Source organism: Pseudomonas sp. TMP9 (assembly GCF_037943105.1).
GTDB lineage: Bacteria > Pseudomonadota > Gammaproteobacteria > Pseudomonadales > Pseudomonadaceae > Aquipseudomonas.
In genome coordinates this window covers 1,819,112-1,842,116 of the sequence record NZ_CP149803.1, presented here as the reverse complement: position 1 = coordinate 1,842,116, position 23,005 = coordinate 1,819,112, and the positions used below count along the sequence as shown (strand labels likewise).

Below are 23,005 nucleotides of genomic sequence, written 5' to 3'. Positions count from 1 at the left end.
CATGATCTTCGATTCAAGCGCCTTTCTCTCCACCTGCAGCGGTCGCCCTGGCGTTTACCGCATGTTCGACGCGGATGCCAAACTGCTTTATGTGGGCAAAGCCAAGCACCTGAAAAAACGCCTGGCCAGTTACTTTCGGCAAAATGGTTTGGCGCCGAAGACAGCCGCTTTGGTGGCTAAGATTGCGCAGATCGAAACCACTATTACCGCCAACGAAACTGAGGCGTTGCTGCTTGAGCAGACGCTGATCAAAGAGTGGCGGCCGCCCTACAACATTCTGTTGCGCGACGATAAATCTTATCCCTACGTATTTCTTTCCGATGGAGACTTTCCGCGGTTGAGCATCCACCGCGGCGCAAAAAAGCAGAAGGGCCGTTACTTTGGCCCGTACCCCAGCGCCGGCGCTATTCGCGAAAGCCTTAACCTGTTGCAGAAGACCTTTTTTGTGCGCCAGTGTGAGGACAGTTTTTACAAAAATCGTACCCGACCCTGCCTGCAATATCAGATCAAGCGCTGCAAGGCGCCTTGTGTTGGATTGGTCGAGCCTGCCGAGTACGCCGACGATGTACGCCACTCGGTGATGTTCCTCGAAGGCCGCAGCAATGCCCTGACTGATGAACTGTCCACCGGCATGCAAGCTGCGGCTGGCAATCTCGACTTCGAGCGTGCGGCGGCAATGCGTGATCAAATTTCGCTGCTACGCCGAGTGCAAGATCAGCAGAGCATGGAGGGCGGCACCGGTGACGTCGACGTGGTCGCAGTCATGGTCAATCCAGGCGGTGCCTGTGTGCATCTAATCAGCGTGCGCGGCGGGCGGGTGCTGGGCAGCAAGAACTTCTTCCCGCAAGTGGCCATCGAGGAGGATGTGAGCGGCGTATTGCTGGCCTTCCTCGCGCAGTATTATTTGAGCAGCCAAGAACGCGACCTGCCCACCGAGCTGATCGTCAATGCTCAGCACGAAGACTTCCCCGTGCTGATTGCTGCAATTGATGAGCTGCGCGGCCGCGAGCTGAGTATCAGCTACCGTGTGCGTGGTACGCGTGCGCGCTGGCAGCAGCTTGCAGTGACCAATGCCGAGCAAGCCCTGGCTGCGCGCTTGGCTAATCGGCAGCACGTAACCGCGCGATTTGAGGCCTTAGCTCAAGCGCTGGATATGGATGAAGTGCCGCAGCGACTGGAATGCTTCGACATCAGCCACTCCAGTGGTGAAGCGACCGTTGCCTCCTGCGTGGTATTTGGCCCCGAAGGGCCGCTGAAGTCTGATTACCGCCGCTACAATATTGAAGGTATAACCCCCGGCGATGACTACGCCGCTATGTACCAAGCCCTCACGCGGCGTTTTAGCAAAATCAAAGACGGCGAAGGTAAGCTGCCCGATATTCTCTTGGTCGACGGTGGCAAAGGCCAGCTGGCAATGGCCCGCGAGGTGCTGGAAGAGCTGGCCGTGCCAGACTTAATTCTGCTCGGTGTGGCCAAAGGCGCAACCCGCAAACCAGGTCTGGAAACTTTATACCTGAATGACGCTGCCCATGAGTTTACCTTGCCTGGTAATTCTCCGGCCCTGCACCTGATCCAGCAAATACGCGATGAGTCACACCGTTTTGCTATCACTGGTCACCGTGCGCGCCGCGGTAAAACACGCCGCACCTCAACGCTTGAGGAGGTTGCAGGGGTAGGACCTAAGCGCCGGCGTGAGTTGCTCAATCACTTTGGTGGGCTGCAAGAGTTGTCCCGCGCCAGTATCGAAGAAATTGCTAAAGCACCCTCAATCAGTAAAAAACTCGCCGAGTTGATTTATGCCGCACTGCACAGTGAGTAGAATGCTGACTCTTTCTTCCGCCAAGTTGTGTCGATGAATATCCCCAACCTGCTCACCGTGCTCCGCGTCCTGCTGATACCGGTGTTTATTATGATGTTTTACCTGCCCTTCAGTTGGAGCTACTGGGCCGCTAGCGCGGTGTTCTCGGTTGCTGCAGCCACTGATTGGTTGGATGGTTACTTGGCACGCCGCTGGGAGCAAAGCACGCCATTTGGTGCTTTCCTTGACCCGGTCGCGGATAAGTTGATGGTGGCAGTGGCTCTGGTCCTGCTGGTTGATGAGCACTCCAACCTTTGGTTGACGTTGCCAGCGGCGATTATTATTGGTCGCGAGATTGTAGTCTCGGCGCTGCGCGAATGGATGGCAGAGCTCGGCGCGCGGGCTCATGTAGCCGTGTCTAAACTGGCCAAATGGAAAACTGCCGCACAAATGGTGGCGTTGGTGATTCTGCTGGCAAATCCGGCAGCATTTACTGCCTGGGTTGTCTTAGGTTACGTGCTGCTGATAATCGCGGCCGTGCTCACTCTGTGGTCGATGGCGCAGTATCTGTTAGCCGCATGGCCACACCTGAAGATCACCTCTGATAAGAAATAAGCTTTTTTGAATCAAAGGGTTGACGGCAAGCTGCGAAGCTATAGAATGGCCGCCGTCAACACGACAAGCGGGAATAGCTCAGTTGGTAGAGCACGACCTTGCCAAGGTCGGGGTCGCGAGTTCGAGTCTCGTTTCCCGCTCCAGATTTCAACGATCAGTTTTATACGATCGTTTCGCTTTAAGGCTGAGTAGCAGAGTGGTTATGCACCGGATTGCAAATCCGTGAACGCCGGTTCGATTCCGACCTCAGCCTCCAATTAAAAGAGCCTCGTAGATCACTGATTTACGAGGTTTTTTCATATAAGTTGAAACCTTGCGAGGCGCACAAGGGCTGTATATAGTCCATGTCTTGCAATGCAGCGCTACCGCCCGAATGGCGAAATCGGTAGACGCAAGGGACTTAAAATCCCTCGGGGGTAACCCCGTGCCGGTTCGATTCCGGCTTCGGGCACCACACATAGATTTAGATGCAAAAATGCACCTGTAATCCTTTGAAACCGGCTTTTTAGCCGGTTTTTTTGTGCCTGCCATTTGTTCACGGGGCCGTGTGCAGCCTGATAGACTTACCATGCACTTTCCAAATCATTGCTCAAGGTTTCCCATGATCAAGAAATGTTTGTTCCCTGCAGCCGGTTACGGCACCCGATTTTTGCCAGCCACCAAGGCTATGCCCAAGGAAATGCTGCCGATCGTGAACAAACCGTTGATCCAGTATGGCGTCGAAGAGGCGCTGGAAGCCGGCTTGACGGAAATTGCCATGATTACCGGCCGCGGTAAGCGCGCATTGGAAGATCACTTCGACATCAGCTACGAACTCGAACATCAAATTCGCGATACGGATAAAGAAAAATATTTGGTCGGTATTCGCCGTCTGATCAACGAATGCAGCTTTTCCTACACCCGTCAGGTTGAGATGAAGGGCCTGGGCCACGCTATTCTTTGTGGCCGTCCGCTGATCGGTGATGAGCCTTTCGCCGTGGTTCTGGCGGATGACCTGTGCCTGAACTTGGACGGCGATGCGGTGTTGACGCAGATGGTTAAGCTGTTCAAGCAGTTCCGCTGCTCAATCGTTGCCATCCAAGAAGTGCCACCCGAAGAGACTCATAAATACGGCGTGATTTCGGGTGAGATGATTCGTGATGACATCTACCGAGTAAACAGCATGGTCGAGAAGCCTAAGCCGGAAGATGCGCCTTCGAACTTGGCTATTATCGGGCGCTATATTCTTACGCCGGACATCTTCGAGCTCATTGAGCAAACCGAGCCTGGCAAGGGCGGAGAAATTCAGATCACCGATGCACTGATGAAGCAGGCCCAGAACGGTTGCGTAATCGCCTATAAGTTCAAGGGCAAACGCTTCGATTGCGGCGGCGCAGAAGGCTATATTGACGCCACCAACTTCTGTTTTGAAAACCTTTATAAGACTGGTAAAGCGTTTTAACTGAACCTTTGGCGCGTCAACTAACAGCCACCTTCGGGTGGCTGTTTGCATTCAGGTCGTTAGCATAGGCTCGGCGCCGGGCCCTAGCGGCTGGCCATAGCTAAACTCGATATAATGACCGGCCGGATCTCTTACGCCGCAATAATATCCAACGGGATAGGGCTCCTCCCGAGGCTCCCAGACCAAACATCCTGCTCGTCGTGCCTGCTGAGCCATGCTGTCGACTCCGTCACGGCTCGCTAAGGCAAAGCCGAAATGGCTGTAATCATCGGCTGCTAAGTGCCGCTCCTGACCGCCTGGCATGATCACAAAAATAAAGCTGTGCTCTTTATCGGGTTCCGCCATCCAGACAATCGTTGAGCCTTTACCGGCGCGTCGGTGTATCACCCGCATTGCACAGAACTGCTCATAAAAAACTACACATGCTTCTACATCGGGCACATGTAACGCCAAATGGGTAAGGGTAGGGCGCATAACTGTTCTCCCTCTGTTGGGTAGTTTCAAGCCAAAGCCTAGCCCGGCTTGGGGTATGCTTGCAGCCTGCTATGGAGACTAAAATGACCTACGACTTCGACCTGTTTGTAATCGGTGCTGGTTCTGGTGGCGTGCGTGCTGCACGATTTTCAGCGAGCTATGGCGCACGTGTAGCGGTTGCCGAAAGCCGTTATCTGGGTGGCACCTGCGTCAACGTCGGCTGCGTACCTAAAAAGCTGCTGGTTTATGGTGCCCATTTTGCCGAGGACTTTGAGCAAGCTCAGGGATTTGGCTGGTCGCTTGGGCAAACCAGCTTCGACTGGACAACTCTGATTACCAATAAAAACCGCGAAATCGATCGACTCAATGACATCTACCGTAACCTGCTTGTTAATAGTGGTGTGACCTTGCTTGAAGGCCATGCACGCATCGTTGATGACAACACTGTCGAGCTGGGCGGCAAGCTTTACAGCGCCAAGCACATCTTGATTGCTACCGGCGGCTGGCCACATATTCCTCAAGTACCTGGGCATGAACATGCTATCGGCTCGAATGAAGTGTTCTTTCTCGAGCAGCTTCCCAAGCGCGTGTTAGTTATTGGCGGTGGTTATATTGCTGTGGAGTTTGCCTCCATCTTCAATGGCCTTGGTACGCAGACCTCACTGCTTTATCGAGGTGATTTATTCTTGCGTGGCTTTGATCAAGCGGTGCGCCTGCACTTACAGGAAGAGCTAATCAAACGTGGTCTTGATCTGCAGTTCAACAGCGACATTGCGCGGATCGATAAACAGGTTGACGGTAGCCTTCATGCCACTCTCAAAGATGGGCGCGTAATAGAGGCAGACTGTATTTTTTACGCCACCGGTCGGCGGCCTATGCTGGACAATTTAGGCTTGGAAAATACCCATGTTGAACTGGATGAGCGCGGCTACATCAAGGTTGATGAGCATTACCAGAGCAGCACGCCCTCCATCCTCGCTATCGGTGATGTAATTGGTCGCGTTCAGCTGACACCGGTGGCGTTGGCTGAAGGCATGGCGGTGGCCAGACGCCTGTTCAAACCCGAGCAATACCGCACAGTCGACTATCAAATGATCCCGACAGCGGTATTCAGCTTGCCGAATATTGGCACGGTCGGGCTGAGCGAGGAGCAGGCGAAGGAGGAGGGCTACAACGTCACCGTCTTTGAAAGTCGTTTCCGTCCGATGAAACTGACAATGACCGAAAGCCAGGAGCGTACGCTGATGAAACTGGTGGTGGACACAGATACAGACCGCGTACTCGGTTGCCATATGGTCGGCCCGGAGGCTGGCGAAATCGTACAGGGCCTGGCGGTTGCGCTCAAAGCAGGCGCTACTAAGCAGATTTTTGACGACACCATTGGCGTGCACCCAACGGCTGCCGAAGAGTTCGTCACCATGCGCACCCCTATACCGTCCTGAGGTCAGCATGACGCAATTGTTTTATCTTGCCGATTTGTTTGGCGTTGCGGTATTTGCCATTACCGGTGCGCTGATGGCGGGGCGTAAATCCATGGACCTGTTCGGCGTGCTGGTTATTGCCATCATCACCGCACTGGGCGGCGGCACCTTGCGTGACCTGATCTTAGACAACCACCCGGTCAGCTGGATTCGCAATGATATGTATATTGTCATCGCCTCATTAGCAGCTGTTGGTACCGTAATCTGGGTGCGCCTGACCAAGCCAATTCACGAGAAAGGTCTACTTCTGGCCGATGCTTTTGGCCTGGCGATATTCACCGTAATCGGTACTGAAATCGCCATGCAGCATAACGTGCCGCATAGCACAGCGATAATCATGGGAGTCATGACCGGTGTCGCGGGCGGAGTGATGCGGGATGTGATCTGCAATGAAATCCCGCTGATCTTCCAGAAGGAAATCTACGCCACCGCCTGTATTGCCGGTGCCTTGGTATTTATCGGCATGCGCCAACTGGGCACACCACACTGGGTAGATACCGGCGTCGCGATGCTCACAGTCTTGCTGACGCGTCTAGCGGCCATTCGCTGGCGCATAGCTTTGCCCAGTTTTCACTTGCTGGATCGTGATTGATTATTGAGTGGCGTGATCACCGGTAATGACGGTGATCACTGCCGAGGGCACGATTATCTTCTGCGTGAGTACGCCAACTAATCGTGATTGCGAGCGCTGGCGAGCGCAATAGTCCAGTTTGCAGACGTACGAGAAAAGGCCATGTCACAGTAAGAGCCTGCGTACGCTATTTAACATAATATACATTATACGAAGCCTTAGAGGGGCTGAGGGTTCACAAGGATGTTAGTCGTGCTTCTGCTTTCGGTCGCTCCGCTCGCTGCAGCAGCAGTACGACCGGCTAAGCGTTGTGGGTCTGAGGCCCATTGAGTTGCATCGCCGCGACCGGTCCAAGGTGCAACGCGTGTGCCGTCGACTATGCATTGCCAGTTTAGGCCATCCGGAAACAGCTCACAGTCACTAGCCAAAGCGTAGCGCGTGCCGTAAATCTGGGAATAAAGAATCACCAAGTCAGGCACGTCAGCCTGGGGAATGGTTTGGGATTCAGGCTGCCCGTATCCGGAAATGGATGGCCAAGAAGTAGAACCGGTAGTGCCACCAGTTCCGCGCTTGATGTGGCCAGAAACACGCCAAATTGAGGAATCAACAATCTGAGGCGGCGAAGGCTCAGAGTAGGTGGTAGGTGGCTGGGTTTGTAGGCCGGGTGGGGGCGGATTAGTAAGGCCGAGATGCTGAACCTGTGCTTGAGGAAGAGCGCCCTCCTCGGCTTTTTCGCTAATGCCAAAGCCGCCGGTAAAAATGCCGACGACGTACCAGAGGCCAAGCGGAATACCGATCAGCGGGCCGAGGATGCTGAAAATAATGAACGGCGAACGCCAGATAGTACCGCGCTTGTCTGCCTTAGATTCATCGCCAACAGTGCCTGTGGCTGACTGTGTAGCACTGCTGTAGTACTTATAAATGTTCTTTTTGTACTGGCCGAAAGTCTGACGGATGAGCTTACTTTTAGGGATGTTTTGGCCAGTGGGTGCGCCTAGGTAGATATCAACGCGATACTTTTTAGCAGAGCCGATGGCAGTCAGCTTGGTCATTTTGTAGGTCTGTTCAACCAGAATACGAACCCAAGAAGCAAGCTGAGACAAGTCCTGAGTCACAAGGACAATGCGCATAGAGCGACCATCAGAATCAACACGGTGGCGATGCTCAGCAAGCAGAGACTTGTCAGGCAAAGAAGCTTGGTTAGCCTTGAGGCCGGAAGGCCAACGACGCCAGAGTTCATCGAGAATCAAGACAGAGCCATTAGGGATGAAGTCTGCCAAATCTGCACGTTCAAACCAATCCTCGGGAAGCTGGGTAATCTGGCTGCCGGGTGAACCGAAGTCAGCAATTATGTCGTCGACTTCAAGCGGAATATTGGTAACGACGTGCCGCCCTTCCATGATTGAAGGCAAAACAACATGCTCAACAACGCCGTAACTTTTGCCGTGCCCTGGTAAGCCTACATAAGCCTCAATTGCCATATATCACCCAATGAACGGAATGCGGCGAAGGATGAAGCGAAGGATATACGCCGACAAAATTAGAATGATGCCCTCGCCCACTGCAAACTTTTGGGCAAAGAATAAAACATTGCCGGAAATGCCCGAGAGTGCAGAGGATGCTTGAATAATAAAATCGGGAACGGGCAAGGACTCAAAGAAAGAGGCCATGCCGTCTAAAACTTCCTCATATACCTTGCGCGGTATCCAAAGTAGTAAATCTTTTAGCCAAGTCAATATTTCGGTAAAAGTTTCGGAAAGCCAAGCCATTAGAGAATCAAACATATGTCACCTATGCGCTAAGGAATACACGAACAGCAGCCAATGCATGAATTGCAAGAAATACAAAATAGAGCGGATCAAGCCAGCTGGAGTTGTCACAAAAGGCAGAAGCGCTAACTGAGCCAATAATGGTTGTCGTACCAGACATGGAACAAGAGCCGCCGCCATTGAGTCTAATACCTTTGATGGCAGTCATTATTGGGGCCGCAGCAATTCGCCCAGTAAAGGTTGAGGTTGTTTCAGAAAATCCGGGGACTTCTTCAAGTTCGGGGGTTTCTAGAGGACCGCCAGCACCAGAGGAGCAGTTACCGTCAGTACAATCGCCGAAGCCGTCGCCGTCGCCATCGGGGTTTGTATTCTTGTCGGGGCAAGAAGATCCGGTGCATGTGCCAGATATTGAAGTTGTATTGCCGTCAGCATCTTTTTCGGTTTTAGTCGTGGTTTTAGTAGTAATGCTTGAACATGAGTTAATGCCGCTACAGGTGGTCTTTGTAGCGGTATCAGTCTTAGTAATGGTGCTAGAGCCGTCTGGCTTAGTTTCAGTTTTTACATCAGTTTCAATATTGACAGCATCTTTTGTTGGTTTAGTGTCAAAACACTTTTTAACGCCGTTAACGGTGCCACATGATTGGCCTTCTTTTTCTGTGCTTTTCTCAGAGTCACAACGAAGGGTGCCGTCTGCCTGTTCAATATATTGGCATGGCTTGTCTTTAGTAATTGTTTCGGGCTCAGGCTCTTTAGGGGAGTCGGTGTAATCAACCTCAGGGCCTGTTGTGCATTTTTGACCGGTGTAATAAGCCTTACCACGACATGTATAGTTGCCAATACCATTAACAGTACATTTTTGTTCAGTAGTTGAGACTACGCAGGAAGAAAAACAGGCGGATTGTTCTTGGCCTAGTTGGCCGCTTGGGAGGACGACAGCATAAGCATCGGGCGCAGTGCCGGACTTTGTAAAAGTGGTTGATTCGCCAGATTTGGCTTCGCATTCGTTAGGCTTAGGGGATTCGCATTCGCCGGTTTCGGTGTTGTAGGTTGAGTCAGTTGGACAAGAAGTCCCATAACGACGAATAGTCTCTGAACGACCAGTTGAATTGTTAATCTGACAACCAACGAAATCAGGGGAATACCATATAAGACCGGTAAACCTATTATTGCCACCCAAGGTTATATGAGTAGCTTCCCAAGCCTGACAAGCAGCAGTCGGATTGTCGTATACAGAACCATTGGCACGCTGCCAATAATAATCAGAGGCATATGCGAATGATGAAGTAAAAAATAAAAAACAAAACGAGATTAAAAAGCGCATATCACCACCCATGAAAACAAAGAAAAGCCGAAGCGGCACCGGTAATAAAAAGAGTCAGTAACCAGACTTGTTCCATATCGTCCTCACAAAGAAAAAGGGGGGCCGAAGCCCCCGCAGTTGCAACGGGTGGGGGTTCGCTTACTTGATCATGCCAAGCAGTTTGCGGGCGCCCATACGAGCAACCAGAGCCAGCGCGATAACGCCAGCGATACCGAGAATACCGGCAACAACATCGGTAACAGATACAGCGCTTACGATTGCTTCCATGGTGTAAACCTCACTTAATCATTGAGAGAAGAGATCGGCAGCACCAACCGGCGAACCAGCAAGTACCGACGAGTACAAATCCAGCCATAAACGCAGCCGCAAGTTGTGCGGGGTCGAGCAATTCAAGGCTGAAAGGTTGAGGCACTGGGACCAATTCCCAGATACCGGAACAGAGGGGGGCACCGTCCGGAGCGATGGCGACTGAGCCGTCACAGCGGAGAACGCCCGAAGACATTTAGGCAGACGCCTGTTGGCGAACTGGGGAAGCAACAAGCTTGCGACCTTGGCGAGGGTCTACCTCAACGTTAATACGACCATCCTTGATGCTGAGGACGACTTCGCATTCATATTCGCCAGCGGGTTGGACCTGCTGAGGAGTTTCGCAGTAGTAAGAAAATTCCTGAGGAAACGGAATATTTGGCAAATGGGCATAAGCGGTGGCCATGGTGTAAGGCTTTTGCTTTGCAGAAATACCGCTACGAGAAGTACCGGTGGTTGTAACTTTGATAAGCATTGCGGTCATCGTGTTGCCCTCTTACTTAGTGGCAGCTCAGCGCGGAGGCTGGCCGTTTGTTAGCCCAGTTGGGCGAAATTAGTAGCCCATCCATTCAGCAACGCAGGAGGTGCCTTTTTCGTCGCGAACAACAAACCAGAGCTTTTCAGGTTTGACGCCGGCTGCTTTGCGTTCGGATAAGAGCTGTTCGGTTTGCTGAACTGATGCAAGCAGGTGGGGTGCCATAAAAGAAGTTTGCACCTGGGCGCGTAGTTGCAAGTTGCGGCGCTGGGATTCGCTGACCTGAGTACCTTGAAAACTCACGGTGCGCATGGGAAGCCCTCAGGGAGTGGAAGGCCAAGGAACTCGCACGCGTCAAAAGTGCAATCAGGACAGACGGCAAAATGAGGAGCTTTGTTGTGATCACAGATAACGCCGGCAGAGGTTGGAACACCGCCGAGGATTTGGCCCATGTCATCGCCGCAGCAGTCACAAAGAACGCGATCTAAATCGATCATTTAAATAGACCTCATGTGTTTTTGTGCGTCGCGTTGTAATTGCATGGAAATATTGCCAACGTTGCGGCGTTTTTGACCTTTAGGGAAAACGTAAGAAGTCTTAAGGGCTTGGAAATAGCCACGCTCGAAAAGGTTAAATTCTGGTGATAAATCAGGGTGAGGATTTTTATAAGAATCGCCACGGTTAAAAGAAGAAAAACCAGAGTTATAAGCTTCGGATAGTGGAAACATTTAGGCCACCAATCGCAGTTGGCGAGCTTCTGGCATGCGGTACCAGGCAGGCGGCTGAATGTCGAAAGTCTTGGTGACCTCGCGAGCCTCGCGGACGATGACAGTCGCGGAACGGGTGTTGTCGTATGGGCGAGCAATATCAAGGCCGATGCGGCGAAGGCGCGCCCGGTGGGTTTTCGTCTGAGATTTGTCAAAATCAAAGGCCTGACCATTGGCCCAGTTAATGGCATACATCGCGGTGATGTTGGCGGCGTATGTTGAAGTAACGACGCCCTCATCTATCAGCTGCTGCGCAATAGTCACAATGTCCATAGCAGTCACCTTCAGGCGGTCATCGACCTTCAAAAACTCATCGTGGAGTTGGGCAAATTGGCCCTCATCGAACAGACCCCAAAAGGACAAGCCTTTGCGTTTGAGGAGTTCGCTTTTTAGTTCCTGCTCAAAACGGCAAATGCCGTTGTCTATGCAAAATTTGTGTACACGTTGGACATGGGCGTATTCAAGTGAGGTTTCGCCGTAGAGGCGTTTGACCTTGGCAAGAACGCCTTTTTTGCTGGCCATTTCGAAAGCCTTGTCGTAAAGCTTTCGGTACTGAAGCCGACCGCCCTCACCATTGCCTTCTGGCGTCCAAACACAGGTGCGGCCATTCGGGTAAAGGAAGCCGACAGAGTGGCCAATTGACTGTGTAGAAACGCCGCGAAGGAACGCCAGAACGTTGTCCTTGCCCAATGCGGCATTGGTGGTCAGGTCGATACGTTCGATGGTTGCACCGTCTGCAATGAGTGCCTGATCGAACTTGCCGCGCATACCCTTAACCTGACACTGCTGAACGGTGGTGCAACGAGTAAAACCGGGCAGCCCGTACTCGGCCAGAAGCGCGTTGTAGACGTTTACGCACTGCTGAATAGTGGTAAACCCAAAGAGGTTATCGAGGCGGTTTATCCGAGAAGGATTGCCGTCAACGGTGAGTTTGCGGCCCTGAATATTTATTGTGATCGAGGAGCAGTGGCTACCGCGGTGCTGAAACTTGGGCTGCTTGGTGCTGAGGATTTCATGGGTGTTGGCATCAATCGTCAGGCTGTAGACGTCGCAGACCGTTGGCAGGTCGTGGTCAAACGTCTGAGAGAGTCGAAGCCAGTCAATGAACATAAAAGTCCGCTTTTCGCCTTGTGACATAATCACAAATGATTTGTGCGCACTTTATAGCCTAATCACACATGACAAAGCAACACGTGCAAAAATCATATTCAATAAAAATCACGTGTGATGGCGAGGTGGAATCATGGCGAAGACGTACAGGCTCAGGGATGAAGCCGTAGAAGCGCTGAACGCTAAACGGATAAAGCTCATCGTCGAGCGGAAAGAGGACGTGAAAGAGAGCGACCTACTGGGCGCTTTGATATGGAAGCACCTGGGGACGCTAAAGGCGGAGGACGTGAAGGCTTACCGCGAGGCGGTTTTGGGAAGGGATTAATTCCGGAAAGTATGGGAGTCCATACCAAAGTGGGGGTGTAACAGCACCCCCACCCGTTCGGCGCGGAAATCTCAAAAGCAAAAGGCACCTTCGCTGCGCTTGGCAGGGGTTCCCCCTCGCTACGCTACCCCGACCGATGAAAAGTCACCTGGTGCGCACTTAGAGGCATCCGCGCTGCGCTGGATCAGGGGCAAGCCCCTGCGCCCGGAGGGCTACCCGGAGTTGATCAGTGATGAGGTGGGTTTAGAGATCGACGGCACGGCGAGCCGGGCAGTTAATTAAGGTAACGTGCAGTGCGTTACTATAAACCGGACGAACGGTATGTTTTCGGTAACGTTACCGCTGGTATATTATCGGTAACGTGACTATAATTACACCATGAACAGCAAACATGGTGACGCCGAAATGATCGACCCAACAGACAAGAAAACAATATCCCTCCCCCTGATCCAGCCTAAGCGCGGGCGCGGCAGACCATCGACCGGCGCAGCGCTGACACCAGCGCAGAAGCAGAAGGCATACCGCGAGCGTCAGAAAAGTAACGTTACCGCAAAAGGGGAATGCTCAATTGTGCTGCGCGAGGCATTGGAACGCCTGGGAGAGCGTCAAATTGTATTGGAGAAAGAACTCGGGGAATGGGCCAAAAGAGCAAGAGAAGCGGAAAGGAAATTGAAAGATATTGAAGCCGGTAACGTTACTAAAAAGGAGGTGTGGCAGCTTCAATGCAAAAACGAAAAAGGACGCTGGAGAGTGTCCGACCAATACGAAACAGAGCGGCAGGCAGAAGACGCAATGATGAAAGTGCATAACCCTGAATTCTGGCGAATTCGCAAAAAATAACGTTACTATAATTCAAGAACTGCCCTGCAAGCAGCCTGCAAAGAGTCAAGACGGGCATCCATTGCGGTGCCCTCGTCATCGAGCTGGATCAGGCGACGGCGTAACTCGCGGACCTCAGAAACAAGCCTGGGGTAATCATCAAGCAAATGCTGTACAGCTTCGGAATCACTCCGACCGGCTGCGTATAACCGCGCCTGGTCGATAGAGTGAGGGGGAATGATTACGGTAACGGGCGTTCGCATAATAAACGTTACATTAAATCGGCCCCGGAGCTTACAGCATTATCCGCAGCCGACTGAACGTAACGTTACCATTATACGAAGCCTTAGAGGGGCTGAGGGTTCACAAGGATGTTAGTCGTGCTTCTGCTTTCGGTCGCTCCGCTCGCTGCAGCAGCAGTACGACCGGCTAAGCGTTGTGGGTCTGAGGCCCATTGAGTTGCATCGCCGCGACCGGTCCAAGGTGCAACGCGTGTGCCGTCGACTATGCATTGCCAGTTTAGGCCATCCGGAAACAGCTCACAGTCACTAGCCAAAGCGTAGCGCGTGCCGTAAATCTGGGAATAAAGAATCACCAAGTCAGGCACGTCAGCCTGGGGAATGGTTTGGGATTCAGGCTGCCCGTATCCGGAAATGGATGGCCAAGAAGTAGAACCGGTAGTGCCACCAGTTCCGCGCTTGATGTGGCCAGAAACACGCCAAATTGAGGAATCAACAATCTGAGGCGGCGAAGGCTCAGAGTAGGTGGTAGGTGGCTGGGTTTGTAGGCCGGGTGGGGGCGGATTAGTAAGGCCGAGATGCTGAACCTGTGCTTGAGGAAGAGCGCCCTCCTCGGCTTTTTCGCTAATGCCAAAGCCGCCGGTAAAAATGCCGACGACGTACCAGAGGCCAAGCGGAATACCGATCAGCGGGCCGAGGATGCTGAAAATAATGAACGGCGAACGCCAGATAGTACCGCGCTTGTCTGCCTTAGATTCATCGCCAACAGTGCCTGTGGCTGACTGTGTAGCACTGCTGTAGTACTTATAAATGTTCTTTTTGTACTGGCCGAAAGTCTGACGGATGAGCTTACTTTTAGGGATGTTTTGGCCAGTGGGTGCGCCTAGGTAGATATCAACGCGATACTTTTTAGCAGAGCCGATGGCAGTCAGCTTGGTCATTTTGTAGGTCTGTTCAACCAGAATACGAACCCAAGAAGCAAGCTGAGACAAGTCCTGAGTCACAAGGACAATGCGCATAGAGCGACCATCAGAATCAACACGGTGGCGATGCTCAGCAAGCAGAGACTTGTCAGGCAAAGAAGCTTGGTTAGCCTTGAGGCCGGAAGGCCAACGACGCCAGAGTTCATCGAGAATCAAGACAGAGCCATTAGGGATGAAGTCTGCCAAATCTGCACGTTCAAACCAATCCTCGGGAAGCTGGGTAATCTGGCTGCCGGGTGAACCGAAGTCAGCAATTATGTCGTCGACTTCAAGCGGAATATTGGTAACGACGTGCCGCCCTTCCATGATTGAAGGCAAAACAACATGCTCAACAACGCCGTAACTTTTGCCGTGCCCTGGTAAGCCTACATAAGCCTCAATTGCCATATATCACCCAATGAACGGAATGCGGCGAAGGATGAAGCGAAGGATATACGCCGACAAAATTAGAATGATGCCCTCGCCCACTGCAAACTTTTGGGCAAAGAATAAAACATTGCCGGAAATGCCCGAGAGTGCAGAGGATGCTTGAATAATAAAATCGGGAACGGGCAAGGACTCAAAGAAAGAGGCCATGCCGTCTAAAACTTCCTCATATACCTTGCGCGGTATCCAAAGTAGTAAATCTTTTAGCCAAGTCAATATTTCGGTAAAAGTTTCGGAAAGCCAAGCCATTAGAGAATCAAACATATGTCACCTATGCGCTAAGGAATACACGAACAGCAGCCAATGCATGAATTGCAAGAAATACAAAATAGAGCGGATCAAGCCAGCTGGAGTTGTCACAAAAGGCAGAAGCGCTAACTGAGCCAATAATGGTTGTCGTACCAGACATGGAACAAGAGCCGCCGCCATTGAGTCTAATACCTTTGATGGCAGTCATTATTGGGGCCGCAGCAATTCGCCCAGTAAAGGTTGAGGTTGTTTCAGAAAATCCGGGGACTTCTTCAAGTTCGGGGGTTTCTAGAGGACCGCCAGCACCAGAGGAGCAGTTACCGTCAGTACAATCGCCGAAGCCGTCGCCGTCGCCATCGGGGTTTGTATTCTTGTCGGGGCAAGAAGATCCGGTGCATGTGCCAGATATTGAAGTTGTATTGCCGTCAGCATCTTTTTCGGTTTTAGTCGTGGTTTTAGTAGTAATGCTTGAACATGAGTTAATGCCGCTACAGGTGGTCTTTGTAGCGGTATCAGTCTTAGTAATGGTGCTAGAGCCGTCTGGCTTAGTTTCAGTTTTTACATCAGTTTCAATATTGACAGCATCTTTTGTTGGTTTAGTGTCAAAACACTTTTTAACGCCGTTAACGGTGCCACATGATTGGCCTTCTTTTTCTGTGCTTTTCTCAGAGTCACAACGAAGGGTGCCGTCTGCCTGTTCAATATATTGGCATGGCTTGTCTTTAGTAATTGTTTCGGGCTCAGGCTCTTTAGGGGAGTCGGTGTAATCAACCTCAGGGCCTGTTGTGCATTTTTGACCGGTGTAATAAGCCTTACCACGACATGTATAGTTGCCAATACCATTAACAGTACATTTTTGTTCAGTAGTTGAGACTACGCAGGAAGAAAAACAGGCGGATTGTTCTTGGCCTAGTTGGCCGCTTGGGAGGACGACAGCATAAGCATCGGGCGCAGTGCCGGACTTTGTAAAAGTGGTTGATTCGCCAGATTTGGCTTCGCATTCGTTAGGCTTAGGGGATTCGCATTCGCCGGTTTCGGTGTTGTAGGTTGAGTCAGTTGGACAAGAAGTCCCATAACGACGAATAGTCTCTGAACGACCAGTTGAATTGTTAATCTGACAACCAACGAAATCAGGGGAATACCATATAAGACCGGTAAACCTATTATTGCCACCCAAGGTTATATGAGTAGCTTCCCAAGCCTGACAAGCAGCAGTCGGATTGTCGTATACAGAACCATTGGCACGCTGCCAATAATAATCAGAGGCATATGCGAATGATGAAGTAAAAAATAAAAAACAAAACGAGATTAAAAAGCGCATATCACCACCCATGAAAACAAAGAAAAGCCGAAGCGGCACCGGTAATAAAAAGAGTCAGTAACCAGACTTGTTCCATATCGTCCTCACAAAGAAAAAGGGGGGCCGAAGCCCCCGCAGTTGCAACGGGTGGGGGTTCGCTTACTTGATCATGCCAAGCAGTTTGCGGGCGCCCATACGAGCAACCAGAGCCAGCGCGATAACGCCAGCGATACCGAGAATACCGGCAACAACATCGGTAACAGATACAGCGCTTACGATTGCTTCCATGGTGTAAACCTCACTTAATCATTGAGAGAAGAGATCGGCAGCACCAACCGGCGAACCAGCAAGTACCGACGAGTACAAATCCAGCCATAAACGCAGCCGCAAGTTGTGCGGGGTCGAGCAATTCAAGGCTGAAAGGTTGAGGCACTGGGACCAATTCCCAGATACCGGAACAGAGGGGGGCACCGTCCGGAGCGATGGCGACTGAGCCGTCACAGCGGAGAACGCCCGAAGACATTTAGGCAGACGCCTGTTGGCGAACTGGGGAAGCAACAAGCTTGCGACCTTGGCGAGGGTCTACCTCAACGTTAATACGACCATCCTTGATGCTGAGGACGACTTCGCATTCATATTCGCCAGCGGGTTGGACCTGCTGAGGAGTTTCGCAGTAGTAAGAAAATTCCTGAGGAAACGGAATATTTGGCAAATGGGCATAAGCGGTGGCCATGGTGTAAGGCTTTTGCTTTGCAGAAATACCGCTACGAGAAGTACCGGTGGTTGTAACTTTGATAAGCATTGCGGTCATCGTGTTGCCCTCTTACTTAGTGGCAGCTCAGCGCGGAGGCTGGCCGTTTGTTAGCCCAGTTGGGCGAAATTAGTAGCCCATCCATTCAGCAACGCAGGAGGTGCCTTTTTCGTCGCGAACAACAAACCAGAGCTTTTCAGGTTTGACGCCGGCTGCTTTGCGTTCGGATAAGAGCTGTTCGGTTTGCTGAACTGATGCAAGCAGGTGGGGTGCCATAAAAGAAGTTTGCACCTGGGCGCGTAGTTGCAAGTTGCGGCGCTGGGATTCGCTGACCTGAGTACCTTGAAAACTCACGGTGCGCATGGGAAGCCCTCAGGGAGTGGAAGGCCAAGGAACTCGCACGCGTCAAAAGTGCAATCAGGACAGACGGCAAAATGAGGAGCTTTGTTGTGATCACAGATAACGCCGGCAGAGGTTGGAACACCGCCGAGGATTTGGCCCATGTCATCGCCGCAGCAGTCACAAAGAACGCGATCTAAATCGATCATTTAAATAGACCTCATGTGTTTTTGTGCGTCGCGTTGTAATTGCATGGAAATATTGCCAACGTTGCGGCGTTTTTGACCTTTAGGGAAAACGTAAGAAGTCTTAAGGGCTTGGAAATAGCCACGCTCGAAAAGGTTAAATTCTGGTGATAAATCAGGGTGAGGATTTTTATAAGAATCGCCACGGTTAAAAGAAGAAAAACCAGAGTTATAAGCTTCGGATAGTGGAAACATTTAGGCCACCAATCGCAGTTGGCGAGCTTCTGGCATGCGGTACCAGGCAGGCGGCTGAATGTCGAAAGTCTTGGTGACCTCGCGAGCCTCGCGGACGATGACAGTCGCGGAACGGGTGTTGTCGTATGGGCGAGCAATATCAAGGCCGATGCGGCGAAGGCGCGCCCGGTGGGTTTTCGTCTGAGATTTGTCAAAATCAAAGGCCTGACCATTGGCCCAGTTAATGGCATACATCGCGGTGATGTTGGCGGCGTATGTTGAAGTAACGACGCCCTCATCTATCAGCTGCTGCGCAATAGTCACAATGTCCATAGCAGTCACCTTCAGGCGGTCATCGACCTTCAAAAACTCATCGTGGAGTTGGGCAAATTGGCCCTCATCGAACAGACCCCAAAAGGACAAGCCTTTGCGTTTGAGGAGTTCGCTTTTTAGTTCCTGCTCAAAACGGCAAATGCCGTTGTCTATGCAAAATTTGTGTACACGTTGGACATGGGCGTATTCAAGTGAGGTTTCGCCGTAGAGGCGTTTGACCTTGGCAAGAACGCCTTTTTTGCTGGCCATTTCGAAAGCCTTGTCGTAAAGCTTTCGGTACTGAAGCCGACCGCCCTCACCATTGCCTTCTGGCGTCCAAACACAGGTGCGGCCATTCGGGTAAAGGAAGCCGACAGAGTGGCCAATTGACTGTGTAGAAACGCCGCGAAGGAACGCCAGAACGTTGTCCTTGCCCAATGCGGCATTGGTGGTCAGGTCGATACGTTCGATGGTTGCACCGTCTGCAATGAGTGCCTGATCGAACTTGCCGCGCATACCCTTAACCTGACACTGCTGAACGGTGGTGCAACGAGTAAAACCGGGCAGCCCGTACTCGGCCAGAAGCGCGTTGTAGACGTTTACGCACTGCTGAATAGTGGTAAACCCAAAGAGGTTATCGAGGCGGTTTATCCGAGAAGGATTGCCGTCAACGGTGAGTTTGCGGCCCTGAATATTTATTGTGATCGAGGAGCAGTGGCTACCGCGGTGCTGAAACTTGGGCTGCTTGGTGCTGAGGATTTCATGGGTGTTGGCATCAATCGTCAGGCTGTAGACGTCGCAGACCGTTGGCAGGTCGTGGTCAAACGTCTGAGAGAGTCGAAGCCAGTCAATGAACATAAAAGTCCGCTTTTCGCCTTGTGACATAATCACAAATGATTTGTGCGCACTTTATAGCCTAATCACACATGACAAAGCAACACGTGCAAAAATCATATTCAATAAAAATCACGTGTGATGGCGAGGTGGAATCATGGCGAAGACGTACAGGCTCAGGGATGAAGCCGTAGAAGCGCTGAACGCTAAACGGATAAAGCTCATCGTCGAGCGGAAAGAGGACGTGAAAGAGAGCGACCTACTGGGCGCTTTGATATGGAAGCACCTGGGGACGCTAAAGGCGGAGGACGTGAAGGCTTACCGCGAGGCGGTTTTGGGAAGGGATTAATTCCGGAAAGTATGGGAGTCCATACCAAAGTGGGGGTGTAACAGCACCCCCACCCGTTCGGCGCGGAAATCTCAAAAGCAAAAGGCACCTTCGCTGCGCTTGGCAGGGGTTCCCCCTCGCTACGCTACCCCGACCGATGAAAAGTCACCTGGTGCGCACTTAGAGGCATCCGCGCTGCGCTGGATCAGGGGCAAGCCCCTGCGCCCGGAGGGCTACCCGGAGTTGATCAGTGATGAGGTGGGTTTAGAGATCGACGGCACGGCGAGCCGGGCAGTTAATTAAGGTAACGTGCAGTGCGTTACTATAAACCGGACGAACGGTATGTTTTCGGTAACGTTACCGCTGGTATATTATCGGTAACGTGACTATAATTACACCATGAACAGCAAACATGGTGACGCCGAAATGATCGACCCAACAGACAAGAAAACAATATCCCTCCCCCTGATCCAGCCTAAGCGCGGGCGCGGCAGACCATCGACCGGCGCAGCGCTGACACCAGCGCAGAAGCAGAAGGCATACCGCGAGCGTCAGAAAAGTAACGTTACCGCAAAAGGGGAATGCTCAATTGTGCTGCGCGAGGCATTGGAACGCCTGGGAGAGCGTCAAATTGTATTGGAGAAAGAACTCGGGGAATGGGCCAAAAGAGCAAGAGAAGCGGAAAGGAAATTGAAAGATATTGAAGCCGGTAACGTTACTAAAAAGGAGGTGTGGCAGCTTCAATGCAAAAACGAAAAAGGACGCTGGAGAGTGTCCGACCAATACGAAACAGAGCGGCAGGCAGAAGACGCAATGATGAAAGTGCATAACCCTGAATTCTGGCGAATTCGCAAAAAATAACGTTACTATAATTCAAGAACTGCCCTGCAAGCAGCCTGCAAAGAGTCAAGACGGGCATCCATTGCGGTGCCCTCGTCATCGAGCTGGATCAGGCGACGGCGTAACTCGCGGACCTCAGAAACAAGCCTGGGGTAATCATCAAGCAAATGCTGTACAGCTTCGGAATCACTCCGACCGGCTGCGTATAACCGCGCCTGGTCGATAGAGTGAGGGGGAATGATTACGGTAACGGGCGTTCGCATAATAAACGTTACATTAAATCGGCCCCGGAGCTTACAGCATTATCCGCAGCCGACTGAACGTAACGTTACCATTATACGAAGCCTTAGAGGGGCTGAGGGTTCACAAGGATGTTAGTCGTGCTTCTGCTTTCGGTCGCTCCGCTCGCTGCAGCAGCAGTACGACCGGCTAAGCGTTGTGGGTCTGAGGCCCATTGAGTTGCATCGCCGCGACCGGTCCAAGGTGCAACGCGTGTGCCGTCGACTATGCATTGCCAGTTTAGGCCATCCGGAAACAGCTCACAGTCACTAGCCAAAGCGTAGCGCGTGCCGTAAATCTGGGAATAAAGAATCACCAAGTCAGGCACGTCAGCCTGGGGAATGGTTTGGGATTCAGGCTGCCCGTATCCGGAAATGGATGGCCAAGAAGTAGAACCGGTAGTGCCACCAGTTCCGCGCTTGATGTGGCCAGAAACACGCCAAATTGAGGAATCAACAATCTGAGGCGGCGAAGGCTCAGAGTAGGTGGTAGGTGGCTGGGTTTGTAGGCCGGGTGGGGGCGGATTAGTAAGGCCGAGATGCTGAACCTGTGCTTGAGGAAGAGCGCCCTCCTCGGCTTTTTCGCTAATGCCAAAGCCGCCGGTAAAAATGCCGACGACGTACCAGAGGCCAAGCGGAATACCGATCAGCGGGCCGAGGATGCTGAAAATAATGAACGGCGAACGCCAGATAGTACCGCGCTTGTCTGCCTTAGATTCATCGCCAACAGTGCCTGTGGCTGACTGTGTAGCACTGCTGTAGTACTTATAAATGTTCTTTTTGTACTGGCCGAAAGTCTGACGGATGAGCTTACTTTTAGGGATGTTTTGGCCAGTGGGTGCGCCTAGGTAGATATCAACGCGATACTTTTTAGCAGAGCCGATGGCAGTCAGCTTGGTCATTTTGTAGGTCTGAATCGCCCCTAGTTTCGTAGACACCTCCACGCCTCATAATAAGGCCCATCAGGAGGTGCCATGAGCAACCCGCGTTTTTCCGAAGAGTTCAAAATTGAAGCAGCTAGGCAGGTTACCGAACGGGGCCTGCCGGTCGCTGAGGTGTCCGCTCGTCTGGGCATGTCGACACACAGCCTGTATGCCTGGGTGAAGCGCTACAGCAAGCCTGCGGAGCAACGCCTGCAAGAGGATGATCAGCACGCTGAGTTACGGCGCCTGCGCGCCGAACTCAAGCGTGTAACTGAAGAGCGAGACATCCTAAAAAAGGCCGCCGCGTACTTTGCCAAGGAGTGCGGCTGAAGTACGCCTTCATTAATCAGATGTCAGCGAGTTACTCGATTCGCCGTCTGTGCCTGACGTTGAAAGTACACGTCAGCGGTTACTACGCATGGCGGGCTGAGCCCAAGTCGGCGCGCGCTAAGGATGACCTGCGACTGCTTGGCTTGATAAAGCACTCTTGGTTAGAGAGCGGCGGCGTCTACGGCTACCGTAAAATTCATGACGACCTGCGCGAGCTTGGAGAGGTCTGCGGTCGGCATCGTGTTGCTCGACTGATGCGTAAAGAGGGGCTGCGTTCGCAGACGGGCTATCGACGACGCCCGGGACGTTACGGTGGTAAGCCGCCAGTTGCCTCTCCAAACTATTTGGAACGTCGCTTCAATGTCACAGAGCCCAATAAAGTATGGGTGACCGACATTACGTACATCCGAACTTACGAGGGCTGGCTGTACTTGGCAGTGGTGCTCGATCTGTTTTCGCGTCAGGTCATTGGCTGGTCAATGAAACCGAACATGACCAGCGACTTGGCAATAGATGCGTTACTGATGGCGGTCTGGCGACGTAAGCCGAAGCAGGAAGTCATGATTCACTCAGATCAGGGGAGCCAGTACAGCAGCTCAGACTGGCAAAGCTTCCTGAAGGCCAACAACTTGCTAGGAAGCATGAGCAGGCGCGGTAACTGTCATGACAACGCTGTGGCTGAGAGCTTTTTCCAGTTACTGAAACGAGAACGAATCAAGCGGAAAGTCTATGGTTCTCGGCAGGAAGCACGCAGTGACGTGTTCGACTACATCGAGATGTTTTACAACCCGAAACGGCGTCATGGTTTCAATGATCAGCTGTCACCGGTAGAGTTTGAAAAGCGATATTTCCAGAGGCTGGCCGGTGTCTAGAAAACCCGGGGCGATTCAGTGATCGAGGAGCAATGGCTGCCGCGATGCTGAAACTTGGGCTGCTTGGTGCTGAGAATTTCATGCGTGTTGGCATCGATAGTCAGGCTATAGACGTCACAGACCGTGGGCAGGTCGTGGTCAAAAGTCTGAGAAAGCCGAAGCCAGTCGATGAACATGGAAATCCCTGTCAATATCTGGATGCAGATACAAGATGGACAGGATGATAAGACTTGAATTCACCGACATGCAAGCCTTTTTGTTCCGGTATACCGGAACTGTACGAAACACCAGTATATAGGATCGACGATGA

At 52.0% G+C, this 23,005-nt stretch carries 29 protein-coding genes and 3 tRNA genes; 13 read left to right on the top strand and 19 right to left on the bottom strand.

What is annotated here, in order from left to right; translation table 11 throughout:
* Window position 1 precedes the first annotated feature (1 nt).
* The 6 genes from uvrC (at window position 2) to galU (ending at window position 3,854) form a co-directional block, all read left to right on the top strand.
* Entirely contained in the window at window positions 2–1,819 is a 1,818-nt protein-coding gene (uvrC, locus tag WF513_RS08705; protein WP_339083494.1) for an excinuclease ABC subunit UvrC, read from the top strand.
* A 33-nt stretch (window positions 1,820–1,852) separates the two neighbouring features.
* Window positions 1,853–2,413, top strand: coding sequence for a CDP-diacylglycerol--glycerol-3-phosphate 3-phosphatidyltransferase (pgsA, locus tag WF513_RS08700; RefSeq protein WP_339083303.1), 561 nt, complete (start codon window positions 1,853–1,855; stop codon window positions 2,411–2,413).
* A 67-nt stretch (window positions 2,414–2,480) separates the two neighbouring features.
* Window positions 2,481–2,556: transfer RNA gene (locus WF513_RS08695), tRNA-Gly, on the top strand.
* A gap of 39 nt (window positions 2,557–2,595) precedes the next feature.
* Window positions 2,596–2,669, top strand: a tRNA-Cys gene (locus WF513_RS08690).
* Window positions 2,670–2,780: 111 nt separating this feature from the next.
* A tRNA-Leu gene (locus tag WF513_RS08685) sits at window positions 2,781–2,867 on the top strand.
* A 147-nt stretch (window positions 2,868–3,014) separates the two neighbouring features.
* The gene (galU, locus tag WF513_RS08680) at window positions 3,015–3,854 is read left to right on the top strand and encodes a UTP--glucose-1-phosphate uridylyltransferase GalU (protein ID WP_339083301.1); all 840 of its coding nucleotides are present in this window, start codon (window positions 3,015–3,017) and stop codon (window positions 3,852–3,854) included.
* 51 nt (window positions 3,855–3,905) lie between these two features.
* Here galU and WF513_RS08675 read toward each other — a convergent pair whose 3' ends face one another.
* Window positions 3,906–4,328: a VOC family protein gene (locus tag WF513_RS08675; RefSeq protein ID WP_339083299.1), complete on the bottom strand. Its 423-nt coding sequence runs from the start codon at window positions 4,326–4,328 to the stop codon at window positions 3,906–3,908.
* An 83-nt stretch (window positions 4,329–4,411) separates the two neighbouring features.
* Here WF513_RS08675 and gorA point away from each other — a divergent pair, with 83 nt between their 5' ends.
* Together gorA and WF513_RS08665 are read left to right on the top strand one after the other, a co-directional pair.
* Window positions 4,412–5,770 carry a glutathione-disulfide reductase gene (gene gorA, locus WF513_RS08670; protein WP_339083297.1) on the top strand — a complete coding sequence of 453 codons (1,359 nt, stop codon included), beginning with the start codon at window positions 4,412–4,414 and terminating at the stop codon, window positions 5,768–5,770.
* Window positions 5,771–5,777: 7 nt separating this feature from the next.
* A complete protein-coding gene (locus WF513_RS08665; RefSeq protein WP_339083295.1) occupies window positions 5,778–6,401 on the top strand; it encodes a trimeric intracellular cation channel family protein in 624 nt (207 codons plus the stop codon).
* A gap of 197 nt (window positions 6,402–6,598) precedes the next feature.
* Here the strand turns inward: WF513_RS08665 and WF513_RS08660 are convergent, their stop codons facing one another.
* The 8 genes from WF513_RS08660 to WF513_RS08625 form a co-directional block, all read right to left on the bottom strand.
* Entirely contained in the window at window positions 6,599–7,861 is a 1,263-nt protein-coding gene (locus tag WF513_RS08660; protein ID WP_339083293.1) for a zonular occludens toxin domain-containing protein, read from the bottom strand.
* A gap of 3 nt (window positions 7,862–7,864) precedes the next feature.
* Window positions 7,865–8,164 carry a hypothetical protein gene (locus WF513_RS08655; RefSeq protein ID WP_339083291.1) on the bottom strand — a complete coding sequence of 100 codons (300 nt, stop codon included), beginning with the start codon at window positions 8,162–8,164 and terminating at the stop codon, window positions 7,865–7,867.
* Between the two features lie 7 nt (window positions 8,165–8,171).
* Complete coding sequence (locus tag WF513_RS08650) at window positions 8,172–9,470, bottom strand: hypothetical protein (RefSeq protein ID WP_339083289.1); 1,299 nt, start codon at window positions 9,468–9,470, stop codon at window positions 8,172–8,174.
* A 138-nt stretch (window positions 9,471–9,608) separates the two neighbouring features.
* Window positions 9,609–9,737, bottom strand: coding sequence for a hypothetical protein (locus tag WF513_RS08645; protein WP_339083287.1), 129 nt, complete (start codon window positions 9,735–9,737; stop codon window positions 9,609–9,611).
* 235 nt (window positions 9,738–9,972) lie between these two features.
* Window positions 9,973–10,251, bottom strand: coding sequence for a propanediol utilization protein (locus tag WF513_RS08640; protein ID WP_339083285.1), 279 nt, complete (start codon window positions 10,249–10,251; stop codon window positions 9,973–9,975).
* A 78-nt stretch (window positions 10,252–10,329) separates the two neighbouring features.
* The gene (locus WF513_RS08635; protein ID WP_339083283.1) at window positions 10,330–10,563 is read right to left on the bottom strand and encodes a hypothetical protein; all 234 of its coding nucleotides are present in this window, start codon (window positions 10,561–10,563) and stop codon (window positions 10,330–10,332) included.
* 185 nt (window positions 10,564–10,748) lie between these two features.
* The gene (locus WF513_RS08630) at window positions 10,749–10,979 is read right to left on the bottom strand and encodes a hypothetical protein (RefSeq protein WP_339083281.1); all 231 of its coding nucleotides are present in this window, start codon (window positions 10,977–10,979) and stop codon (window positions 10,749–10,751) included.
* Complete coding sequence (locus tag WF513_RS08625) at window positions 10,980–12,128, bottom strand: phage/plasmid replication protein (RefSeq protein ID WP_339083279.1); 1,149 nt, start codon at window positions 12,126–12,128, stop codon at window positions 10,980–10,982.
* A gap of 133 nt (window positions 12,129–12,261) precedes the next feature.
* Between WF513_RS08625 and WF513_RS08620 the strand changes: the two genes are divergently transcribed.
* Both WF513_RS08620 and WF513_RS08615 read left to right on the top strand, forming a co-directional pair.
* Complete coding sequence (locus WF513_RS08620) at window positions 12,262–12,453, top strand: hypothetical protein (RefSeq protein ID WP_339083277.1); 192 nt, start codon at window positions 12,262–12,264, stop codon at window positions 12,451–12,453.
* A gap of 378 nt (window positions 12,454–12,831) precedes the next feature.
* On the top strand, window positions 12,832–13,293 hold the full coding sequence (locus tag WF513_RS08615; protein ID WP_339083267.1) for a hypothetical protein: 462 nt from the start codon (window positions 12,832–12,834) through the stop codon (window positions 13,291–13,293).
* Window positions 13,294–13,618: 325 nt separating this feature from the next.
* On the opposite strand, the gene WF513_RS08610 is transcribed toward WF513_RS08615, so the two are convergent.
* The 8 genes from WF513_RS08610 to WF513_RS08575 form a co-directional block, all read right to left on the bottom strand.
* Entirely contained in the window at window positions 13,619–14,881 is a 1,263-nt protein-coding gene (locus tag WF513_RS08610) for a zonular occludens toxin domain-containing protein (RefSeq protein WP_339083293.1), read from the bottom strand.
* Between the two features lie 3 nt (window positions 14,882–14,884).
* A complete protein-coding gene (locus WF513_RS08605) occupies window positions 14,885–15,184 on the bottom strand; it encodes a hypothetical protein (protein ID WP_339083291.1) in 300 nt (99 codons plus the stop codon).
* A 7-nt stretch (window positions 15,185–15,191) separates the two neighbouring features.
* Window positions 15,192–16,490, bottom strand: coding sequence for a hypothetical protein (locus tag WF513_RS08600; protein WP_339083289.1), 1,299 nt, complete (start codon window positions 16,488–16,490; stop codon window positions 15,192–15,194).
* A 138-nt stretch (window positions 16,491–16,628) separates the two neighbouring features.
* Window positions 16,629–16,757, bottom strand: a complete 129-nt coding sequence (locus tag WF513_RS08595; protein ID WP_339083287.1) for a hypothetical protein — start codon at window positions 16,755–16,757, stop codon at window positions 16,629–16,631.
* Window positions 16,758–16,992: 235 nt separating this feature from the next.
* The gene (locus WF513_RS08590; RefSeq protein WP_339083285.1) at window positions 16,993–17,271 is read right to left on the bottom strand and encodes a propanediol utilization protein; all 279 of its coding nucleotides are present in this window, start codon (window positions 17,269–17,271) and stop codon (window positions 16,993–16,995) included.
* A 78-nt stretch (window positions 17,272–17,349) separates the two neighbouring features.
* Entirely contained in the window at window positions 17,350–17,583 is a 234-nt protein-coding gene (locus WF513_RS08585; RefSeq protein ID WP_339083283.1) for a hypothetical protein, read from the bottom strand.
* Window positions 17,584–17,768: 185 nt separating this feature from the next.
* Window positions 17,769–17,999, bottom strand: a complete 231-nt coding sequence (locus WF513_RS08580) for a hypothetical protein (RefSeq protein WP_339083281.1) — start codon at window positions 17,997–17,999, stop codon at window positions 17,769–17,771.
* Complete coding sequence (locus WF513_RS08575) at window positions 18,000–19,148, bottom strand: phage/plasmid replication protein (protein ID WP_339083279.1); 1,149 nt, start codon at window positions 19,146–19,148, stop codon at window positions 18,000–18,002. It abuts the gene before it with no gap.
* A 133-nt stretch (window positions 19,149–19,281) separates the two neighbouring features.
* On the opposite strand from WF513_RS08575, the gene WF513_RS08570 reads away from it, so the two are divergent.
* Both WF513_RS08570 and WF513_RS08565 read left to right on the top strand, forming a co-directional pair.
* Complete coding sequence (locus tag WF513_RS08570; protein WP_339083277.1) at window positions 19,282–19,473, top strand: hypothetical protein; 192 nt, start codon at window positions 19,282–19,284, stop codon at window positions 19,471–19,473.
* 378 nt (window positions 19,474–19,851) lie between these two features.
* Window positions 19,852–20,313 (top strand): hypothetical protein, encoded by a 462-nt coding sequence (locus WF513_RS08565; protein ID WP_339083267.1) that lies wholly within the window; start codon window positions 19,852–19,854, stop codon window positions 20,311–20,313.
* Between the two features lie 325 nt (window positions 20,314–20,638).
* Here the strand turns inward: WF513_RS08565 and WF513_RS08560 are convergent, their stop codons facing one another.
* Entirely contained in the window at window positions 20,639–21,508 is an 870-nt protein-coding gene (locus WF513_RS08560; RefSeq protein ID WP_339083275.1) for a hypothetical protein, read from the bottom strand.
* Window positions 21,509–21,544: 36 nt separating this feature from the next.
* Here WF513_RS08560 and WF513_RS08555 point away from each other — a divergent pair.
* Window positions 21,545–22,695 (top strand): IS3 family transposase gene (locus tag WF513_RS08555; protein ID WP_339080610.1). Its coding sequence is split into 2 segments (ribosomal slippage): window positions 21,545–21,791 and window positions 21,791–22,695, totalling 1,152 coding nucleotides; the frame shifts between segments, so codons are not numbered across the junction.
* Here WF513_RS08555 and WF513_RS08550 read toward each other — a convergent pair.
* On the bottom strand, window positions 22,692–22,871 hold the full coding sequence (locus tag WF513_RS08550; protein ID WP_339083272.1) for a hypothetical protein: 180 nt from the start codon (window positions 22,869–22,871) through the stop codon (window positions 22,692–22,694). The genes WF513_RS08555 and WF513_RS08550 overlap by 4 nt on opposite strands.
* Window positions 22,872–23,005: the final 134 nt, after the last annotated feature.

Excerpts from the sequence above, each read along its gene's own strand:
- uvrC (WP_339083494.1), top strand. The coding sequence starts at position 2 with ATGATCTTCGATTCAAGCGCCTTTCTCTCCACCTGCAGCGGTCGCCCT.
- pgsA (WP_339083303.1), top strand. The coding sequence starts at position 1,853 with ATGAATATCCCCAACCTGCTCACCGTGCTCCGCGTCCTGCTGATACCG.
- galU (WP_339083301.1), top strand. The coding sequence starts at position 3,015 with ATGATCAAGAAATGTTTGTTCCCTGCAGCCGGTTACGGCACCCGATTT.
- WF513_RS08675 (WP_339083299.1), bottom strand. The coding sequence starts at position 4,328 with ATGCGCCCTACCCTTACCCATTTGGCGTTACATGTGCCCGATGTAGAA.
- gorA (WP_339083297.1), top strand. The coding sequence starts at position 4,412 with ATGACCTACGACTTCGACCTGTTTGTAATCGGTGCTGGTTCTGGTGGC.
- WF513_RS08665 (WP_339083295.1), top strand. The coding sequence starts at position 5,778 with ATGACGCAATTGTTTTATCTTGCCGATTTGTTTGGCGTTGCGGTATTT.
- WF513_RS08660 (WP_339083293.1), bottom strand. The coding sequence starts at position 7,861 with ATGGCAATTGAGGCTTATGTAGGCTTACCAGGGCACGGCAAAAGTTAC.
- WF513_RS08655 (WP_339083291.1), bottom strand. The coding sequence starts at position 8,164 with ATGTTTGATTCTCTAATGGCTTGGCTTTCCGAAACTTTTACCGAAATA.
- WF513_RS08650 (WP_339083289.1), bottom strand. The coding sequence starts at position 9,470 with ATGCGCTTTTTAATCTCGTTTTGTTTTTTATTTTTTACTTCATCATTC.
- WF513_RS08645 (WP_339083287.1), bottom strand. The coding sequence starts at position 9,737 with ATGGAAGCAATCGTAAGCGCTGTATCTGTTACCGATGTTGTTGCCGGT.
- WF513_RS08640 (WP_339083285.1), bottom strand. The coding sequence starts at position 10,251 with ATGCTTATCAAAGTTACAACCACCGGTACTTCTCGTAGCGGTATTTCT.
- WF513_RS08635 (WP_339083283.1), bottom strand. The coding sequence starts at position 10,563 with ATGCGCACCGTGAGTTTTCAAGGTACTCAGGTCAGCGAATCCCAGCGC.
- WF513_RS08630 (WP_339083281.1), bottom strand. The coding sequence starts at position 10,979 with ATGTTTCCACTATCCGAAGCTTATAACTCTGGTTTTTCTTCTTTTAAC.
- WF513_RS08625 (WP_339083279.1), bottom strand. The coding sequence starts at position 12,128 with ATGTTCATTGACTGGCTTCGACTCTCTCAGACGTTTGACCACGACCTG.
- WF513_RS08620 (WP_339083277.1), top strand. The coding sequence starts at position 12,262 with ATGGCGAAGACGTACAGGCTCAGGGATGAAGCCGTAGAAGCGCTGAAC.
- WF513_RS08615 (WP_339083267.1), top strand. The coding sequence starts at position 12,832 with ATGAACAGCAAACATGGTGACGCCGAAATGATCGACCCAACAGACAAG.
- WF513_RS08610 (WP_339083293.1), bottom strand. The coding sequence starts at position 14,881 with ATGGCAATTGAGGCTTATGTAGGCTTACCAGGGCACGGCAAAAGTTAC.
- WF513_RS08605 (WP_339083291.1), bottom strand. The coding sequence starts at position 15,184 with ATGTTTGATTCTCTAATGGCTTGGCTTTCCGAAACTTTTACCGAAATA.
- WF513_RS08600 (WP_339083289.1), bottom strand. The coding sequence starts at position 16,490 with ATGCGCTTTTTAATCTCGTTTTGTTTTTTATTTTTTACTTCATCATTC.
- WF513_RS08595 (WP_339083287.1), bottom strand. The coding sequence starts at position 16,757 with ATGGAAGCAATCGTAAGCGCTGTATCTGTTACCGATGTTGTTGCCGGT.
- WF513_RS08590 (WP_339083285.1), bottom strand. The coding sequence starts at position 17,271 with ATGCTTATCAAAGTTACAACCACCGGTACTTCTCGTAGCGGTATTTCT.
- WF513_RS08585 (WP_339083283.1), bottom strand. The coding sequence starts at position 17,583 with ATGCGCACCGTGAGTTTTCAAGGTACTCAGGTCAGCGAATCCCAGCGC.
- WF513_RS08580 (WP_339083281.1), bottom strand. The coding sequence starts at position 17,999 with ATGTTTCCACTATCCGAAGCTTATAACTCTGGTTTTTCTTCTTTTAAC.
- WF513_RS08575 (WP_339083279.1), bottom strand. The coding sequence starts at position 19,148 with ATGTTCATTGACTGGCTTCGACTCTCTCAGACGTTTGACCACGACCTG.
- WF513_RS08570 (WP_339083277.1), top strand. The coding sequence starts at position 19,282 with ATGGCGAAGACGTACAGGCTCAGGGATGAAGCCGTAGAAGCGCTGAAC.
- WF513_RS08565 (WP_339083267.1), top strand. The coding sequence starts at position 19,852 with ATGAACAGCAAACATGGTGACGCCGAAATGATCGACCCAACAGACAAG.
- WF513_RS08550 (WP_339083272.1), bottom strand. The coding sequence starts at position 22,871 with ATGTTCATCGACTGGCTTCGGCTTTCTCAGACTTTTGACCACGACCTG.